Raw genomic sequence first — 17,949 nt, 5'->3', positions numbered from 1 at the left:
TTATGAATTACTTAAAGGCTATATCCGTATAAGCCAAAGATGCGAATTGCTTATAACAAAGCAGAGGTTAGACGTATTAAATTGTCTGTTATATGTTCATTGGCTAAATAGGGACGGCATCATAACATGATGCTTTATGGGTATAAAGAGTGCTATTGTCTGTGATTATTTTATTTTTTTATTTAAGATCAATATCTTAGCTAAGGTAATCGTTTGCGTTGGTTTGTTTATTTTATTTTTGATGACAAGAATGAGTTAAAAATAAAAACAGGCGTTAGTGTTTGTTTTTGGTTTTTATATTGTTGGTGATGCCTTGATAGTATAATCTAAAGCGCTACACAAGGGGGCATAATGTCAAAAAGCATATTTTTATTACGTCATGGTCAAACAGTTTTTAATGCACAACAACGCTTACAAGGACATTGTAATTCTAGTCTAACAGATTTAGGACAACAACAAGCAACGACGATCGGTTTATCTTTAAAAAATAAATTAGCAAACAAACGGCAGTGGACTATTTATTCAAGTCCATTAGGTCGTGCGATGCAAACTGCTGCAATCGTTGCAGAACAAATTGGTATTGATTCAGATAAGATAGTGCAAGATATACGCTTACAAGAATTTTGTTTAGGCGATTGGGAAAAAGCATATATTCCTGATCTTAAAGCCCAGCAACCACGGCTTTGCGAACAACGTGATTGGTATTTAATGGCGCCAAATGCGGAGTCATACTATGGCGTTAAAGATCGTATTGAAGATTTTTTAGCCGATGTTTCAGTGCCTGAGAATATAATTATTATCTCTCATGGTTTAACCGGTGCTGTATTTCGCGGCGTATATGCAGGGATGACTTATAGTGAGGTGTTTTCTCAAGATTTACCTCAAGATGCTTACTTCTTATTGGCTAATGATAAAATTAGTCGTATTCAGTGCGATATTTATAGTGAAATGACGTTAGCCGTTTAAGCCATTATTACAGCAAACGAATAGTAACATTTTATCGATGAATAAAAATTATCTTTCCTTTCACTGTAAAGTATAATAAAACATACTTTATATAACAAATTAATGCTTGTGTTCATGATTGGTTCATTTATAAAAAGCTATTATCTACATAGATAATAAAAGTATTGAATTGATGTTAAAATAAGCGAACTTATCAGGTATGAGATAAACATTAGGATAACCTAATAGCCTGATTGATATGATTTAGAGAGGCGTGTCCATGAGAAATTTACTTACTGGTTTTTTTGCTGTTGTAATCGGTTTATTTGCAGTTTCTTTTGCTACCATTATGGCATTGTTTCTTGGCCTTGCAGCAATGATTGCGAAGCCATTTATTAAACGTAAACTTGCTGCCGAAGGTATGCAATTTAAAGAAAATAATTTCACAGAAGGTTTTGCTGGGCAAGATGAAACTATGAACAATGTGTTTCGTCAGCAGCGTCAAACGACAGCAAACGTGATTGATGGTGAGTACGAAGATGTGACCAGTCGAAAATTTTAATCGCTGTCATAAAAGCACTTATTATACTAAGAACGCCTAGCAATTATTGTTAGGCGTTTTTGTTTTATTATTTAATTGTGGTTATTGAACATTGTACGCTTTGGCTTTTACCATATTGCGGTATTGTGACGGTGTAATATCAAATTCTTTTTGAAATCGTGTTGAAAAATGGTAAGCATCTTTATATCCCACCTGTTCTGATACATCAGACAATGACATTCCAAAATCCCGTAATAATTCTTTGGCTGTTTCCATTCTTATTTTTTGTAGATATTGATGGGGTGCTTGGCCGACTTGATCTTTAAATTTACGATTAAAGCTGCGTAATGGTAATTCACAATGCTGTGCTATTTGTTGGGTGGTTAATGGCTGCGACATATAGCGTTGCATCCAATCTTGTGCTTGGGCGATTGATTCATCAAATTGCACTTGGCCGCCAATTTCATAAAAAGGTTGATGACCCGATTTACTGATTTCATGACCATAATGGGTTTCAATGGTGTTGGCGATTTTCTGTCCATAATATTTAGAGATTAAATACAGCACCATTTCGGTTTGTGAGTTAATACTTTCGGTGCAGTAAAGCCCATTCGCTGAAGTAATAGAGGCTTTACGGTTAAGTTTTATTTGTGGATAACGCTGTGAGAATTTGTCATAAAAATACCAATGGGTAGTGGCAGTTTGATGGTTTAGTAACCCCGTTTCAGCCAGCCAAGTCACGCCGGTTCCTGTTGCAATAATTTGAGCGCCATTATGATATTGCTTAATTAACCAAGGGGGGATTTCGGGGTGTTTTGACAGTGCAGATATTGGGTTGCCCCACATTGGTGGCACAATAATAATGTCAAAATTTGCGGGGTCTTCAAATGTGATATCAGGCTGAATGCGAATACCTGCGGTTAAGTTTGGCGATGTGAGTGTTGGAGCAATAAGCTTAATATCAAAGGGTGACTGTCGTTGAGTTTTACGATCACGAAGGCTGGCGGCACTGGTTAACATTTCAGCACTTAATGAAATGCCCGTAATTAATGCTCTATGAAAAAGTATAAAACCTACTTTCATTATTCTACCTCTGACAATAATTGTGCATAAAACACACATCATTGTAATGTTTTCGCATCTTTGGCTGTAATGGCAGTGATTTTGGCATAAATATAGAGTGAATCACAGATTAATACTGATATTCTGATTCAAACGATGTATTAAATCGATCTCAGGATATTAAAATGGCAAAATTACCGCTAATTGTTGGTTTGGGTGGCATCAATGCCGCTGGTCGCAGTTCTGGCTTTCATAGTTATAAACTTATGATTGCTGATGTGCTATCTGAAGATACAATGCAATCAACATGGCAAGATCTCGCTCGTCGAATGGGATTGAGTGATGATGGCGCTATTACTGAAGATATTATTACTGCAATTAAAGCGGGTACGTGTGTACGCCGTATTGATTCGTTTGATCCTGATAATCTGTTATATCAATATAAAGCGAATCTCAATTCAGCAGATGATCAAATCACATTTACCTTACGTAAATCTAAATTACCTAATCATATTCCAAGCAACTGGCAGGTTGATATTCAAGGTGCAAAAGCCGTTATTACTGTTAATGGTGATTTTGATGCCTTAGTTGAGGGGCGAGTTGCTTTTCCTGTTTCTAGTGGCGGTAATATTCCTGCCGGTTTTGATCCTAGTAAATTATATAATTCTCGTTTTCATCCGCGTGGTTTGTCGCTCACAATATATGGTGCTTCAGATGCACTTAACTCGTTAGGTTTTGAGTGGGATGAAGTTTTACGCCACATCAAACCCGACGAAGTGTCAGTCTATGCGGGCAGTGGTTTAGCACAAATTGATGATAACTCGCTAGGTGGCATGATTGCGGCGCATCTTACTGGCGGTCGTGTAAGTTCTAAGATGATGGCGTTATCATTAGCGCAAATGCCCGCTGACTTTATTAATGGCTATGTGATTAACAGTATTGGCGCAACGGGTACAAACATGGGGGCGTGTGCGACGTTCTTATATAATCTACGTCAAGGTATGCACGATATTCAACATGGCAAAGCGAAAGTTGTGATTGTCGGTAATGCTGAAGCACCTGTTGTTCCTGAAATCATGGAAGGCTTCCGGGTGATGGGCGCATTGGCTGAAGATGAGCAATTAAAAGCACTTGATGGCAGTGATCGTGTTGATAATCGTCGTGCTTGTCGTCCATTTTCATCAAACGCAGGTTTTACCATGGCGGAATCTGCGCAATTTGTGGTGCTAATGGATGACGAATTAGCACTTGAGCTAGGGGCTAATATCTATGGCTCTGTGGCTGATGTGTTTGTGAATGCTGATGCGAATAAAAAGTCAATTTCAGCGCCTGGTGTTGGTAACTATGTCACCGTCGCGAAAGCTGCGGCATTGGCAAAAGCGATTCTTGGTGAAGAGGGCGTAAAACAAACATTTGTCCAAGCCCACGGTACAGGCACACCGCAAAACCGCGTGACTGAAAGCCATATTCTTAATGAAGTCGCTAAAACATTTGGTATTGAAAGCTGGCCTGTCGCAGCGATTAAATCGTATGTAGGTCATTCAATGAGTGCAGCCGCTGGGGATCAGCTTGTCGCTTCATTAGGCGTATGGCAATACGGTTGGCTACCTGCGATTAATACCATTGATCATATTGCTGATGATGTTCATTGTTCAAATCTGAATATTCTTACCGAGCACACTTTCGCGGGTGATTGCGGCCAAGCTTACAAAGCTGTTATTCTTAATGCGAAAGGCTTTGGTGGTAACAATGCATCCGGACTTGTGTTATCACCGCAACAAACCGTTGCAATGTTAACGGCGAAATACGGTAGTGATGCAATAGCCGCTTATCAGGTGCGTAATCAGGCTGTTAAAGCGGTTACAACACGTAACGATACTAACGCATGCCTAGGGCAAGAGACTATTCGTTATCAGTTTGGTGAAGCGGTAATGGATGAGCATTCAGTTACCATTACACCTGATGCGATTAAATTGTCTGCGTTTGAACATGCAATTACATTAAGTAGTGTTAATCCTTACGCAGATTACAACTAGAATCAAATAAGAAATAGAAAATAAGAAATAAAAAAGCAGGTTATTCATGGCCTGCTTTTTATTACGATAAAAACGAAGAATAAGGATCATAGGTTTGTGACTAGACAAAAAATAGCAGCAATCTGGATTGGTGTTGCCAGTTTACTTGCTGTATCAACGTCTGCTTATAGTGCAACATGTTTAAATAATGGTGATGTGCTGCCATTATGGAATAATGGTGCTAGTCGTAGTGCGATCACTCAGTTTGTTAATGAAGTGACAACCGCTGGAAATCCTGATTTCGTGAAGCCCAGCGCACGTATTGCGGTGTTAGATAATGACGGAACCTTATGGCCTGAAAAGCCAACTTATACGCAGTTCTTGTTTGCTTTTAGTCAAATTAAGCATGAAAGTGCGCAGCATCCTGAGTGGAAAACAGAAACACCGTATAAGTGGGTACTCGATAACAATACTAAAGCTATTTTCGCGAAAGGCTGGGGGGCATTATTGCCTATTTTAGCTACGTCACAAGCAGGACTAACGCCCGAGCAATATAGTAAAGATGTTTTAGACTGGCTCTCAACAGCCCAATCACCACGCTTTAAACGTCCATATACAGATTTAGTTTATCAACCGATGATTGAGTTGATTGACTATCTTCACGCACATCAGTTTAAAGTATTTATTGTAACCGGTGCTGGTGGTGCATTTATCAAGCCATGGAGTGAGGCTATTTATCATATTCCTGCTGAAAATGTGATTGGTACTGCGTTTGGTTATACTTATAAAGACGGTGGATTAATTAAGAATGATAAGTTGGTATACATTGATGACGGCCCACAAAAGGCGATCAATATTGCAACGATCATTGGTAAGCGTCCTATTCTAGCGGTTGGTAATTCGACGGGTGATAAAGCGATGTTGTCATGGACAACCTCTCAAAAAGGCGCGAGTTTAGGCATGTTGATTCATCACACCGATAGCGCACGTGAATGGCAATATGGTGCTGATTCTTTTGAAGGTAAATTTACCCCTGCATTGATGCAAGCAGCAAAACAGCATCAGTGGCAAGTGGTTGATATGAAGAAAGATTGGTGTCAAATTTTCCCCACTAAAGCTGAACGTCGAACATTATAGTTAGATTTTAGCGATGTAATACCGTGCCAGTGTTAATACGTTATTATTTGTTATTAATCGTTATTACTAATATGCATTGATAAAGATTAAATAAAAAAGCCGAGTAAGATAAAAATCTTAGCTCGGCTTTTTCGTGTTAATACATTAAAGAATGTATTTAACTTACTTCTTCAAGCGAGTGATCTTGGTTGCTTTGCTGCTAATTGCGTTACGTAAACGAGCGCGACGTTCAGCGGCTGATTGATCTTGAGTCGGGTTGTTTTGACGACCTGCACGATCACGGTAAGCGGCTTTAGTATTCATACGCACGACTAGCGCTTCACGGCTCTTTGGCTCGTAACCTTCCAATTGTACGCGGTGAATACGTTGGTTAATCAAACGTTCGATCTGCACTAATGTCAGTTCTTCTTCACGGCTAACAAATGAGATTGCATTGCCTTTTTGTCCTGCACGACCAGTACGACCAATACGGTGTACGTAATCTTCAGCAAGGAATGGCATGTCGTAGTTAACAACATACGGTAAGTTTTGAATGTCTAAACCACGTGCAGCAACTTCCGTCGCAATCATTACACGTGCTTTACCTTCTTTAAACTCTTCTAATGCACGACGACGAGCACTTTGTGCTTTATCACCATGGCAAAGAACCGCTTTAATGCCATCAAGTTTTAGTTCTTTCACTAACTGGTTAGCGGTTTCTTTGTAGTTAACAAAAACCAATACTTGTGGCCAGTTTTTCTTACCAATTAATTCAGACAGCATTTCACGTTTACGGTCTTGATCAACAGGATACACTACGTGAGAAACCGTCGCGGCTGTGCTGTTTTCTGGTGTTACAGTAATACGCTGTGGTTTACGTAGAATATCAGCGGCTAATGCATTCATCTGCGCAGAAGAGGTTGCAGAGAACAACATTGTTTGTGGCTTGGTACGAATGTCTTCTAGAATAACGCGGATAGCACCGATAAAGCCCATATCAAGCATACGGTCAGCTTCATCAAACACTAGAAATTCTAAGTTCGCTAATGAAACGTTCTTTTGTTCTATGTGCTCAATTAAACGACCAGGTGTTGCAACAAGAATATCAACACCTTTTTCTAGGCATCTTTCTTGAGATGACATTTTTTTGCCACCAAACACCGCGGTACAGTTAATATTAGTGTACTTAGCGTAATCGTTGATGTTAACTGAGATCTGTTCTGCAAGCTCACGGGTTGGCGCAAGAATTAATGCACGGACGTTAAAACGACTTTTTGTTGCAGGTTTGTCCAACAACTTTTGAATAATAGGCAATGCAAAAGCGGCTGTTTTGCCTGTACCTGTTTGTGCCAATGCTAAAATATCAGCACCACGTCGTGCTTGAGGCATTGCTTGTTGCTGAATTGGGGTTAATTTCTCGTAACCAATTTCGGTTAACGCTTTAACAAGTTCTGGAGAAAAACCTTGAGATAAAAATGACATGCTGTGTTCCTAAACTGTCGGCCTATGCCGATTACATTCATAAACTAATGATTAAGGTAAGCTTATGAATGTAATCTGCGAATAAAATGACCGCATATTATAGTTGATTGTAAGTTATTGCGCTACCGTGTCCTGAGTTAACATAAACCCCGCATTATGCGGGGTTTAAAGAATAACTGAGGTCAGCTTAAAGCTTACTTAAATTCAGCTTTTCGCATTCGGTTCAATACAGCCATAACCTCAATAACGCGAGGTTTAGCCATTTCACCATATTTAGGCATCATATCAGCCCAATTATCGTGCAACATATTGGCAAACGCATGAGTAGGATTTTTTTCCCAGCCCTTAGTTTGCGCAAGTTGGAACCATAGGTAACCAATGGCTAATAGTTGGCTAGAGTGAGCAATTTGCTCTAAGGCTTTTAAGTCTATGTATTCACGACCAAAACGTAGTGATGTTTTGTCTTTAACTTGAATACGGAACTTGCCTTCTTCTAACATTGCTTGTAATGCACTGCGGTTGATTTGACGTGTGCGAGGATGAACAATAACTTCTGTTCCTTCTTGCTTACGACGTGTTGGATGAGAAGCAACCACTGCACGTGCTTTTTCTGTTACATCAACGGCATCATAGTTATGCATTTGAATAACAGTATCTGCCACATCAAGATAGTCACCAGAACCACCCATTACTAACATTACTGAGATGTTGTGTTGATCGCGTAACAGTGCAATGCGGTCAACTAATGGCGTAATTGGCTCATCTTCTTTACAGATCAGTGCTTGCATACGCTCATCACGGATCATGAAGTTAGAGGCTGATGTATCTTCATCAATCAATAAGGCTTCAGCGCCAGATTCAATCGATTCTTGTAACCATGATGCTTGAGAGGTTGAGCCAGAAGCATTTTGGCTACTAAACGCAGTGGTATCTTTACCCATAGGCAAATTGCTGATGTAAGGTGATAGATCAACATTGTGTACACAACGACCATCTTCAGCGCGAATTTTAGCCGCCGCATCATTAGTCACTACATATTCACGACCATCACCAGGAACATGATCATACACTGAACGTTCAATGGCACTCAATAAGGTTGACTTACCGTGGAAACCACCACCAACGATAAGCGTAATACCTTCTGGAATACCCATACCGCGGATTTTACCTTTATGAGGCGCTTCTAATTCTACCGCTAAGTTATCAGGACTCAGAAATGGAATTGCGTCTGTTAACGGTAAATCACTATTACCTGCAATACGAGGTAATAAGCTGCCATCTGCAACAAAGGCTAACAGCTTATGTTGTTTAAGCTGGCTACGTAGTGCAACTTGATCTTCAACCGCTTCACAGTGACGTTGTAATTCATCCATTGGCAATTCACGTGCGATAGTGGCACGACGAATCATCTTTGGTAAATAGAACGTCAATAGGTTAAGGGTTTTTTTCGCAATAATAGTACGGCCATCGGCAGGCATATTAATGCGGAAACGTAATTCAATACCTTCTTCATCAAACACAACTGAAGTGCGATCAAGAATGGTTTGTCCTGGCATATCAATTAAGACTGCATTGTCTTGCTGTGATAATTCAGCAAAGAAACGTGCAATAAAATCACGAGCTGCACGTTGATAATCAGTCGATTTTTCACGTAGCCATTCGAGGTCAGTTAATGACCAAGCGCGACGAGCACGAACGCGAGAAGCTGGCGCAAAGGGATCCGACTGAACGGTATCGATAAAAAAGTCGAAATCAACAAAGTGATATTCACCGCGCATACTTGAATAGCTGCGGTAGTTATGACGGTCAATTTTATGGAGTTTGGCTTCGAGTAATTGCATATCGCCCCGATATCGTTCGTTATTAAATACAGAGCGCATAATGAGGTTGGCTCTGGTCGCTGGATATTACACTAAACACTGACTTTTAGCATGAAAACTTTATCTAGGTCACAAAAAACAGCTAGATAACGATCAACTTTAAGCAAGGAGAACAATGAAAATGTAAAGTTATTTTATGTAAGTAAAAAAAAGAAGTTCTTATTGAATGATTACAAAACAAGACGTTTTTTTGTCACAAATTAAGCGCACAAAAGATTTGCAATAGAATGCATACCAAAAAAAGCATATTTATACCTTTTATCTATATGTTTTTTAGTTGTTTTTTAATGTTATAGATTAGTTGTTTTTATATAAATAAATTAAATAGTTTAGAATTCTAAATTATCAGCAAAAAAAAGTGATTATTATCACTAAAAATGAAATTGTAAGTAAAAGTAAACTATTTTCATCTTTTCTATTCGTCAATACTGGTTATCTTCGCTGTTATGATGCATTCTTAAAACATAAAATAACGAAAAGTCACTTAAAACCAATGGTTTATTCCACATAGGTATAAATCATCTGTATTGTGTGACCATGATAATCAAGGTAACAAAGATGAATAAACCCCAACTTAAAACTATTGCTGAAAATGCTTTTTTTACAATGTTTCGTCGTAAAACTGATGTGTGTGATATTCAGGAAACCTTTTATGGTTGGGTAGTTTTTCTTGCCTCAGGGAAGTCGAAAATTGTGGTTAAGTTTTCGCGTGAAATTGGTCGTATTGGAAAAGAAGTCGCGAGTTTAGAGCAGCTGCGTAAAATTGTATCATGCCCAGTGCCTGAAATTTATTTTTTTGGCCGAGAAGCTGGATATGATTATATTGTTTTAGATTGGTTAGATGGGGTCTCTGCTCATCAATTACCTGATGATTCTAAAGCTGTGATGATATTTAGAGAGGACTATACTGATATTTTATTAGCACTGCATGAGCATCAGCATCCACAAGGGTTTGAACTTTCAAATGGTGAGTTTAGTCAACATTTAGGTTCAGCATTTGATGATTGGATGGGCAGTGTGTATCACTATTTAATGAGTGCAGGTTCACCCTTTAGCTCGAAGTTAAAAGAAAAATTCACTGATCTTTGGGAAAATAGAACCAAAATTTTAGCCCCGATTGCCCATGAGTCATCATCTTTTGTACATGATGACTGTCATATTGCCAATGTACTTTTTGATCCAACAACGTTTAAAGTTGCGGGATTATTGGATCCTTGTGATAGCGGTTTTAAACATCGAGAATTGGATGTGATTCATTTATTTGATGTTCGAAGTGATTTACATATCGCTGAACGTTATCTAGAAAAAAGTCATTTAGATGATGGTTTTGAAGAGCGTCGTCATTTTTTTAGTTTATGGGATGATGCTAAACATAGCCGTAATATGGGTTGGTACAATGAACAATGGCTAACCAATAAATTTTCACAATATGAGTCAGTTATACAATAACGATGTATCTGATGGTATAGAATTATTTGGCAGAATATGAATCTACGTATTATGGTTAGTTATGATCTGTGAAAATGTAAAGGACGATATAATTTATGAAGAAAACTGCAGTCGGTTTATTAGCCTTGTTTCTTTTTGGTTGTGCTCAGCAATTAGCTGCAAATGATGATCAACAACTGGCGGTACCAGCAATAAAACCAATAACTAAGCCATTGACATTTATTTCAATGGTGACTGCTGCTGAAATAAAAGCGGCGGCAAAAGAACAAACAGAAGCGTCGGAAAAAAAAGTAATTAAAATAAAAAAACAGGTCTTCGCGCCTACAAACGTGACAACTGATAAAATCACGGCTTCAACCGCATCTGCAAAGTTAGCGGCTGTTAATCATAAGCAAAAGGCGACCACAAAAAAGGCCACCAAAGATGGTATGCTAATTTTAGGACATCATGAATGGGTGCTAGTATTATCAGGTACCCAACATATTTCTGCTTATATCGATCCTAAATCATCAACATCTCGAATTGGTGTTAAAGATCTCGTGGAATTTGAGCGTGATGGTGATAATTGGGTGAAATTTATTTTTCAAGCGAAAGAATATAAATACCCAGTAAAAGCATGGGAAAAATCGGATGATCAAAAGCGATTACCCGTCGTTTTATTACGGACAAAACTGGGTGATCGTAATGATGAAGTCGCATATCAACTTATTGATGGTGGTAATGGTGTTGTTTTAGGTGAGAATTTTATGCGTGACGTTGCTGTACAAAATAGTCAGCGTAAATATATTCAACCTCAAGCTAAATAAATATTATCTTCGATTACGATATAAGAAACGGTATTCCCCTTATTAAAGAGGAATGCCGTTTTTGTTTTTATGAGTAAAGATTATTCAGCTACGATGATTTCATAGCTGCTAAATTTACGGATGTTAATGACGCCAGTATCGAACAGTAAATATTGACCTTTAATTCCTTCAAGAATACCGCTTACAACGGGCTCTTTATCAAAATTATGAGACGCTATTTTGGTTGGAAAGTGATCAACGGGATAATGAATATCAACAATGTCATTATCTAAATACTCGATAGCATCTTCACCAAACTCTGCAGTTATCTCAGCAAGCTTTTGTTTTACTTCTGGTAATAACAATTGAGCTTGTTGCTGGAGATCGATATCTGCATTATTACCTTTTAGCATTGTGCGCCAATTGGTTTTATCTGCCACCATTTCAGCAATGGCAACTTCAACTAAGCCTGATATTTGGCGCGTTTTTACTTTTAATACGGCAAGCGCTTGAGTTGCACCTTGATCAATCCAACGAGTAGGGAGTTGAGTGTGGCGGGTAATACCAACTTTAAGAGCTGAAGTATTAGAAAGGTAAACATAGTGTGGCACCATGCAATTATCTTCGCCCCATTGCGGCTCTCGGCAGGTTCCTTTTGCATAATGGCAAGTTTCTGGCTTCAGAATACACATATCACAGCTAGCCAGTTTTTTCATACAAGGAAAGCAATGCCCTTGAGAATAACTTTTTTTGGTTTTCTTACCACATGAACAGCAGAAAATATTACCCGTATGAGTAAGGGTTAATTGCTTACCAATAAATGGGTTAAGATGAAGTTGTTGATCGCCAACAGGGAGATAGTAATCAACAACGTCTCCAAGTGATGATTTCATTTTACTGAGTGTACCTTGCATGCTCGTGCTCATTATTAAATGTTTGCCATGAGTGTATCAGTGATTTGTGTGAAGACCCAAGTATCTTACGATGGTTAATAGTGAAGCGTTGCACAAACAATTAATAATATTTCCATACCTACAGTATAAATATTGACTATAATTAACTTATATTCATTGGTAGTCGTGGGGGATATCATGAAGAATAAACTTAAGAGGTTAATTACAGCATATATAAAAATAGTAAGTAGTAAACAAATACATAATATTTACAAATAATATAATTATTGTATACGCAGTTATAATTTTATTTATTAATATCAAGGTATGAAGATAGAGAAGATGGAATATCAAAAAAATAAAACCCAAGAATATTTATTATTCTTGGGTTTTACATATGATATTTATGAATGTTGTAAATGACGTGAACTGTATTTTTCTAGCCTTCTAAAGAGTAACGATAAACTAAAGCATAAGATAAAGTAGACCGCTCCAACAATAAGCCATATCTCAAAGATAAACCCTGAGGAATTAGCGATTTCAGAACCAGTAAAGGTCATTTCTTGTATAGAAATCAATGAAATAATAGAAGAGTCTTTTACAATGGATATAAACTGTCCCGCAAGTGTCGGTATGATCGCAGTTAGGGCTTGTGGAAATATTACAAATCGAAACCGACTATATGTTGATAAGCCTAATGAATCAGCAGCTTCCCACTGGCCTTTGCTAATAGTATCAATACCAGAGCGAATAATTTCAGCGATATAAGCCGCAGCAATAAGACCGACACAAAGCACACCTGAAAATAAATTTTCCCACAGATTACTGTGTCCAAATAAAACGATTTGTAATACATTTTCGCTGCCATTATAGTGACGAAATAGATCACTCAGACCGAGTAGTGGAACCAATTGATTTGAAATGAAAAAATAAAATATAAACACAAATACAAGTGGTGGTATGTTACGTAATAACTGAATATAGCTACTTGCGATAAGCTGAATGATTTTAAATGATGAGCGATGCGCTAAAGCGATCAATAAACCAAATGTGGCGGCAAAAATCATTCCCCAGATACTGACTCGAATAGTACTAATAATACCTTGCATAAAATAAGGTATTCCACCATCTTTACTATTAGTAAAGATCAGCTTGAATGCTTGATGCCAATGCCAATTGTAGTGAATACCAATGGATGATCGATAAACTAACCAGCTAATAAAACACCCAATAATGATGAGTAAAATAATATCGAGCTTATTGAGTTTGAAATTAAATCGACGATTCACAGGCAGGGGTGAACCCGCCTGTGATGTACTGTGACATGACGTTTTAGCTACAGTCATTATTATTTATTCTCGTTAACCTGATTTTGCCAATTAGTTGTTTTAAACCAATATTGGTAACGTTCATTTAACCAACCATCTTCTGTGCGTACTTGAATCCAATTGTTCAGGAAGTTGAGTAAGTTAAAATTACCCTGGCGGATAGCAAAACCTGTTGCATAGCGTGTTAATGGTTTTTTAAAGGGCATAAATAAACTATCTGGATTTTTAATGACCATTTGTTCAGGTGTTGGAGTCGAAGCTAATGCTGCTTGTGCATTACCATTGAGTACTTCTTGGAAAGCTTGAGTTTCATCATCAAACTGGCGTAGTTTTGCTTTTGGAAATAATTGACGTGCAGTTTGAACCGGGTAGGCACCACTGCGTACGGCAATTGTTACGCTACGTTTATTATAGTCTGCAATCGTTGTCATTTTTGATGCGAGTTTTTTATTAGCGACCATTTGAACGGCAGAGTATGAATAGGGGTGAGAAAAAAGAACACTCATATTACGTTTAGGTGTAATGGTTAAACCACCAATAATGACATCAAATTTACCTGCTAATAGTGCTGGAATAATACCATCCCAAGCAGTAGGCACGAATTCAACTTTTAAACCTGCGTCAGCGGCTAAACGTTTAGCAACATCGACTTCAAAACCAATTAAATCACCTTGTTTATCACGCATAGCCCAAGGAACAAATGTTGATAAACCAACGCGTAATGTGCCATTTTCTTTTATTTGTTGTAGTGCATTATTGTTGTCAGCCGCAAAGGCATTACTTGCCCCTAATAAGCAAGTGAAAACGGTCACTAATACCGTAATAAAGCGTTTCATAGCTTTCTCCATCGATGTGTATGTGAATTTAGTGGTTAGGAATACTTAAACGGCGTTCAAGCCAAACAGCTAATGCTGATAATGTTAAAGTGATACAAAGATAAATCGCCGCGACGGTAAACCAAACTTCAAACGGCATTGCGGTGTCTGCGACAATATTTCGTCCTTCTGTTGTCAAATCAAATATAGCCATAATACTGACAATGGAAGAATTTTTTACTAAAGATACCGCTTCATTTGTGAGCGGTGGAATGATTTTTCTAAACATTTGTGGAATAACAACAAATCTATAACTGTCAATTTGTGATAACCCTAAACTTTCAGCAGCTTCTCGTTGACCTCGCGGGATCCCTTGAAGTCCTGCTCTGAAAATTTCAGCACTATAAGCACCTTGAAATAAAGACAGTGCTAAGATGGCCGTACTCGTACGATCAATGCCTAATACTGGGCCAAATACAAAATATAATAGGTAGATTTGTACGAGTAAAGGTGTACTACGGATGACTTCAATGTAGCCACGGGCAAGGCCTCTACCGACAATAGAATTAGACATTCGTAATAAAGCGGTAATAAATCCGATTACAACAGTACAGATTAAACTGATACTTGATATTTTCAGCGTTACCATTAAACCTTCAAGTAGGTCACCAGGATACCATTGGCCGTCTTCTTTAAGCCAAAGATATTCAGGAATACGATACCATTGCCAGTGATAATTCATGGCTTTTGCACCGCTATTGAGTAGCAACATTATGATTGAAGCAACGCAGATTACTTGTAAGATAATGGTGATGAGTTTAGGAATTTGAGATCGCGTATCTTGGGTCATTATTTTGATCTCAATAGCTAAGAATGTTTTCAAGAAATTGTTGTGTGCGCTGATGTTTAGGGTTATCAAATAAGAGTGCAGGAGGTGCTATTTCAATAATCTCACCTTGATCCATAAACACAACCCGATCTGCAACTTGACGTGCAAACCCCATCTCATGTGTAACACAAATCATGGTAATTCCATCATCTGCGAGTTCTTTCATTACATCAAGAACTTCACGGATCATTTCAGGATCAAGCGCTGACGTTGGTTCATCAAAAAGCAAAATATTGGGTTTCATACATAAAGATCGAGCAATCGCCACTCGCTGTTGTTGACCGCCAGAGAGCTGTCCTGGAAATTTATCTGCCTGATGACCTATATGAACGCGGTCGAGAAACTTGCGAGCTAAATTCTCTGCGTCGATTTTTGACATTTTTAATGCACGACGAGGAGCTAATGTAAGGTTATCTAAAACGGTCATATGAGGAAATAAATTGAAGTGTTGAAACACCATGCCAACTTGACCGCGTATGGTATGAAGCTCTTTGTTATTAAGCAAATGTCCAGCCACGGTTATGTCACCGTTATTATATTGCTCTAAACCATTTATACAGCGAATTAATGTGGATTTTCCTGAACCTGAAGGCCCACAAATGACCAATCTTTCACCTTTACTAATAGAAAGATTAATATTTTTGAGTGCATGATAATTACCATACCATTTGTCAACATTATTAAATGTGATGATGTTGTTTTCAGACAATGCAACACTCCTTAAAATTAATAGACATCTACTTATTTTATCTATAGTTATGTTTTATGGTAAAAGAATACATAGTTATTTAATTAATATATTAATATTGGTCAATGCTATTTTAATACTATATTACGTATATCTGTATTCTATAAAGCATAAAAAATTTAGTTATTCATTATTTTGTAAGTATATTTTACAGTGTTTCTATTCTCTCGTGTAATGATATATTCCATATTTTTTGATGTTTCTGTTCATATATTGCCATTTATAGGAAGTCTTATGCAACATTTATCATAAAATGAAAAAATTAATGCTATTTTTGATCTAATAACTATTTGCACTCTTAGTTTTTAAACGATAAGTTAAGCAAATGTATCAAAATTAATATTTTATGGTTAATTGTCTTTTGTTGACTAATTATTGTGTATTAAAAGGAATTATAGGAAGTAGATGTATGCATAAAACGGATGATATTCGTATTAGTGAAATCAAAGAACTTTTACCACCGATTGCAGTGTTAGAGCGGTTTCCTGCATCTGAAACAGCAGCAAAAACAGTGTATGAGTCACGTAAATCAATTCATAATATTTTAAATGATCAAGATGATCGTTTATTGGTCATTGTTGGACCTTGCTCAATTCATGATCCTCAAGCTGCATTAGAGTATGGCAATAAGCTTAGGCTGTTACGAGAAGAGCTTAAAGACGATCTTGAAATTGTGATGCGAGTTTACTTTGAAAAACCACGAACAACGGTTGGTTGGAAAGGGTTGATTAACGACCCGTATATGGATAATAGTTTTCAACTTAATGATGGTTTGAGGATTGGACGAAAACTGCTCGCCGATCTGACTGATTTAGGATTACCAACGGCAGGTGAGTTCTTAGATATGATCACACCTCAATATATGGGGGATCTTATAAGTTGGGGGGCAATTGGCGCTCGAACAACAGAATCGCAAGTCCATCGTGAGCTTTCGTCTGGGCTTTCTTGTCCTGTTGGCTTTAAAAATGGCACCGATGGCAATATTAAAATAGCAACAGATGCTATTGGTTCAGCAAGTGCACCTCATCATTTTCTATCAGTAACAAAATATGGCCACTCTGCAATTGTTGCAACTGCGGGGAATGAAGATTGTCATATTATATTGCGTGGTGGTAAAGCGCCAAATTATGGTGAAGATGATGTCAATGTTATTATGCAGCAGCTAGTTAATGCGGGTTTACGTAATAAATTGATGATTGATTTTAGTCACGCGAATAGTTCAAAACAATATCAACGACAGGTTATTGTGTCTGAAGATGTTGGTCAGCAAATTGCCAATGGTAATAAGGCTATTTTTGGTGTGATGATAGAAAGTCATTTAGTTGCAGGTCGTCAAGATATTATTGATGGTGAAACACCAATTTATGGTCAAAGCATTACTGATGCTTGTATCGGTTGGAATGATACTGATAAAGTTTTACGTCAACTTGCGGCAGATGTTAGAACGCGTCGTCATAAATGATGATCAGTCATTTAAATTGATGATAGATAAGCACATTACAAAAGCCTTTATTTATTATAAAAGTAGGGGCTTTATTGATGATGCCTGTGACCATCATTAAATTCGATATCAAAATTATCACCATAACTATGTTGATTAACAATATCTTCATTAAAAGGGAATTGGCAATATATTGAATAATGATGGTGTAACCCATTAACAATAAAAGCATTAAAAATATCATGAGTGTCAGCTATAAGTGTTTTATCAGTCATAATAACTCCAAATTATCGCAAGTAATAAGGGTGTAAAAATAAGGACTACTTATTAAGTGTACTCAGAATGTTAAGTTTTGTGGAAATAAATAATTTAAGATGTACGATAAATAAGGCACAATTTGTTATTTTATATACAAAACATTTAAAATTTCATTTGTTTTTTCTATTCTTTAACTGTTGTTTATTATAATAAGAGAATAATTTTATTTAAATATCAATGCGATCAGTATAAACGAGGCTATAAGTATTGTATGGATAATATCAGAACACTCCTAAGATGAT

16 protein-coding genes are annotated in these 17,949 nt (G+C 37.4%); 7 read left to right on the top strand and 9 right to left on the bottom strand.

The window, feature by feature from the left end; genetic code table 11:
* Nucleotides 1-351: 351 nt before the first annotated feature.
* Together GLP24_RS08430 and GLP24_RS08425 are read left to right on the top strand one after the other, a co-directional pair.
* Nucleotides 352-966 carry a histidine phosphatase family protein gene (locus tag GLP24_RS08430; protein WP_101767702.1) on the top strand — a complete coding sequence of 205 codons (615 nt, stop codon included), beginning with the start codon at nt 352-354 and terminating at the stop codon, nt 964-966.
* 259 nt (nt 967-1,225) lie between these two features.
* Nucleotides 1,226-1,507: a hypothetical protein gene (locus GLP24_RS08425; RefSeq protein WP_101767703.1), complete on the top strand. Its 282-nt coding sequence runs from the start codon at nt 1,226-1,228 to the stop codon at nt 1,505-1,507.
* 81 nt (nt 1,508-1,588) lie between these two features.
* On the opposite strand, the gene GLP24_RS08420 is transcribed toward GLP24_RS08425, so the two are convergent.
* Entirely contained in the window at nt 1,589-2,569 is a 981-nt protein-coding gene (locus GLP24_RS08420; protein WP_045036773.1) for a GlxA family transcriptional regulator, read from the bottom strand.
* Nucleotides 2,570-2,733: 164 nt separating this feature from the next.
* Here GLP24_RS08420 and GLP24_RS08415 point away from each other — a divergent pair, with 164 nt between their 5' ends.
* Nucleotides 2,734-4,584 (top strand): beta-ketoacyl synthase, encoded by a 1,851-nt coding sequence (locus GLP24_RS08415; protein WP_232612945.1) that lies wholly within the window; start codon nt 2,734-2,736, stop codon nt 4,582-4,584.
* 96 nt (nt 4,585-4,680) lie between these two features.
* Entirely contained in the window at nt 4,681-5,700 is a 1,020-nt protein-coding gene (locus GLP24_RS08410; RefSeq protein WP_232583544.1) for an HAD family hydrolase, read from the top strand.
* Nucleotides 5,701-5,862: 162 nt separating this feature from the next.
* Here the strand turns inward: GLP24_RS08410 and GLP24_RS08405 are convergent, their stop codons facing one another.
* Both GLP24_RS08405 and GLP24_RS08400 read right to left on the bottom strand, forming a co-directional pair.
* Nucleotides 5,863-7,161 (bottom strand): DEAD/DEAH box helicase, encoded by a 1,299-nt coding sequence (locus tag GLP24_RS08405; protein WP_101767706.1) that lies wholly within the window; start codon nt 7,159-7,161, stop codon nt 5,863-5,865.
* 194 nt (nt 7,162-7,355) lie between these two features.
* Nucleotides 7,356-9,002, bottom strand: coding sequence for an ABC-ATPase domain-containing protein (locus tag GLP24_RS08400; RefSeq protein ID WP_045036806.1), 1,647 nt, complete (start codon nt 9,000-9,002; stop codon nt 7,356-7,358).
* A gap of 597 nt (nt 9,003-9,599) precedes the next feature.
* On the opposite strand from GLP24_RS08400, the gene GLP24_RS08395 reads away from it, so the two are divergent.
* Nucleotides 9,600-10,490 (top strand): phosphotransferase, encoded by an 891-nt coding sequence (locus GLP24_RS08395; protein WP_101767707.1) that lies wholly within the window; start codon nt 9,600-9,602, stop codon nt 10,488-10,490.
* Nucleotides 10,491-10,585: 95 nt separating this feature from the next.
* Nucleotides 10,586-11,296 carry a putative ATP-dependent zinc protease gene (locus GLP24_RS08390; RefSeq protein ID WP_232599577.1) on the top strand — a complete coding sequence of 237 codons (711 nt, stop codon included), beginning with the start codon at nt 10,586-10,588 and terminating at the stop codon, nt 11,294-11,296.
* A gap of 80 nt (nt 11,297-11,376) precedes the next feature.
* Here the strand turns inward: GLP24_RS08390 and GLP24_RS08385 are convergent, their stop codons facing one another.
* From GLP24_RS08385 to GLP24_RS08365, 5 genes are all read right to left on the bottom strand, one after another.
* Nucleotides 11,377-12,201 carry a DUF2797 domain-containing protein gene (locus GLP24_RS08385; protein ID WP_373322853.1) on the bottom strand — a complete coding sequence of 275 codons (825 nt, stop codon included), beginning with the start codon at nt 12,199-12,201 and terminating at the stop codon, nt 11,377-11,379.
* Between the two features lie 371 nt (nt 12,202-12,572).
* Entirely contained in the window at nt 12,573-13,514 is a 942-nt protein-coding gene (locus GLP24_RS08380; RefSeq protein WP_232601463.1) for an amino acid ABC transporter permease, read from the bottom strand.
* Nucleotides 13,515-13,516: 2 nt separating this feature from the next.
* Nucleotides 13,517-14,332 carry a transporter substrate-binding domain-containing protein gene (locus GLP24_RS08375; RefSeq protein ID WP_101767710.1) on the bottom strand — a complete coding sequence of 272 codons (816 nt, stop codon included), beginning with the start codon at nt 14,330-14,332 and terminating at the stop codon, nt 13,517-13,519.
* A gap of 28 nt (nt 14,333-14,360) precedes the next feature.
* Nucleotides 14,361-15,161 (bottom strand): amino acid ABC transporter permease, encoded by an 801-nt coding sequence (locus GLP24_RS08370; RefSeq protein WP_152653482.1) that lies wholly within the window; start codon nt 15,159-15,161, stop codon nt 14,361-14,363.
* A gap of 10 nt (nt 15,162-15,171) precedes the next feature.
* Entirely contained in the window at nt 15,172-15,909 is a 738-nt protein-coding gene (locus GLP24_RS08365) for an amino acid ABC transporter ATP-binding protein (protein ID WP_101767712.1), read from the bottom strand.
* A 448-nt stretch (nt 15,910-16,357) separates the two neighbouring features.
* On the opposite strand from GLP24_RS08365, the gene aroG reads away from it, so the two are divergent.
* The gene (gene aroG, locus GLP24_RS08360; RefSeq protein WP_232615852.1) at nt 16,358-17,410 is read left to right on the top strand and encodes a 3-deoxy-7-phosphoheptulonate synthase AroG; all 1,053 of its coding nucleotides are present in this window, start codon (nt 16,358-16,360) and stop codon (nt 17,408-17,410) included.
* 71 nt (nt 17,411-17,481) lie between these two features.
* Here aroG and GLP24_RS08355 read toward each other — a convergent pair whose 3' ends face one another.
* On the bottom strand, nt 17,482-17,664 hold the full coding sequence (locus GLP24_RS08355) for a hypothetical protein (RefSeq protein WP_152653483.1): 183 nt from the start codon (nt 17,662-17,664) through the stop codon (nt 17,482-17,484).
* Nucleotides 17,665-17,949 lie beyond the last annotated feature (285 nt).

This window comes from Photobacterium carnosum (assembly GCF_021236965.1).
Taxonomy (GTDB): domain Bacteria; phylum Pseudomonadota; class Gammaproteobacteria; order Enterobacterales; family Vibrionaceae; genus Photobacterium; species Photobacterium carnosum.
The sequence above is the reverse complement of the archived record's forward strand: the minus strand, read 5'-3'. Positions and strand labels throughout refer to the sequence as shown.

Bases quoted from the DNA above. Each gene is read 5' to 3' on its own strand.
- GLP24_RS08430 (WP_101767702.1), top strand. From the start codon at position 352: ATGTCAAAAAGCATATTTTTATTACGTCATGGTCAAACAGTTTTTAAT.
- GLP24_RS08425 (WP_101767703.1), top strand. From the start codon at position 1,226: ATGAGAAATTTACTTACTGGTTTTTTTGCTGTTGTAATCGGTTTATTT.
- GLP24_RS08420 (WP_045036773.1), bottom strand. From the start codon at position 2,569: ATGAAAGTAGGTTTTATACTTTTTCATAGAGCATTAATTACGGGCATT.
- GLP24_RS08415 (WP_232612945.1), top strand. From the start codon at position 2,734: ATGGCAAAATTACCGCTAATTGTTGGTTTGGGTGGCATCAATGCCGCT.
- GLP24_RS08405 (WP_101767706.1), bottom strand. From the start codon at position 7,161: ATGTCATTTTTATCTCAAGGTTTTTCTCCAGAACTTGTTAAAGCGTTA.
- GLP24_RS08400 (WP_045036806.1), bottom strand. From the start codon at position 9,002: ATGCAATTACTCGAAGCCAAACTCCATAAAATTGACCGTCATAACTAC.
- GLP24_RS08395 (WP_101767707.1), top strand. From the start codon at position 9,600: ATGAATAAACCCCAACTTAAAACTATTGCTGAAAATGCTTTTTTTACA.
- GLP24_RS08390 (WP_232599577.1), top strand. From the start codon at position 10,586: ATGAAGAAAACTGCAGTCGGTTTATTAGCCTTGTTTCTTTTTGGTTGT.
- GLP24_RS08385 (WP_373322853.1), bottom strand. From the start codon at position 12,201: ATGAGCACGAGCATGCAAGGTACACTCAGTAAAATGAAATCATCACTT.
- GLP24_RS08380 (WP_232601463.1), bottom strand. From the start codon at position 13,514: ATGACTGTAGCTAAAACGTCATGTCACAGTACATCACAGGCGGGTTCA.
- GLP24_RS08375 (WP_101767710.1), bottom strand. From the start codon at position 14,332: ATGAAACGCTTTATTACGGTATTAGTGACCGTTTTCACTTGCTTATTA.
- GLP24_RS08370 (WP_152653482.1), bottom strand. From the start codon at position 15,161: ATGACCCAAGATACGCGATCTCAAATTCCTAAACTCATCACCATTATC.
- aroG (WP_232615852.1), top strand. From the start codon at position 16,358: ATGCATAAAACGGATGATATTCGTATTAGTGAAATCAAAGAACTTTTA.
- GLP24_RS08355 (WP_152653483.1), bottom strand. From the start codon at position 17,664: ATGACTGATAAAACACTTATAGCTGACACTCATGATATTTTTAATGCT.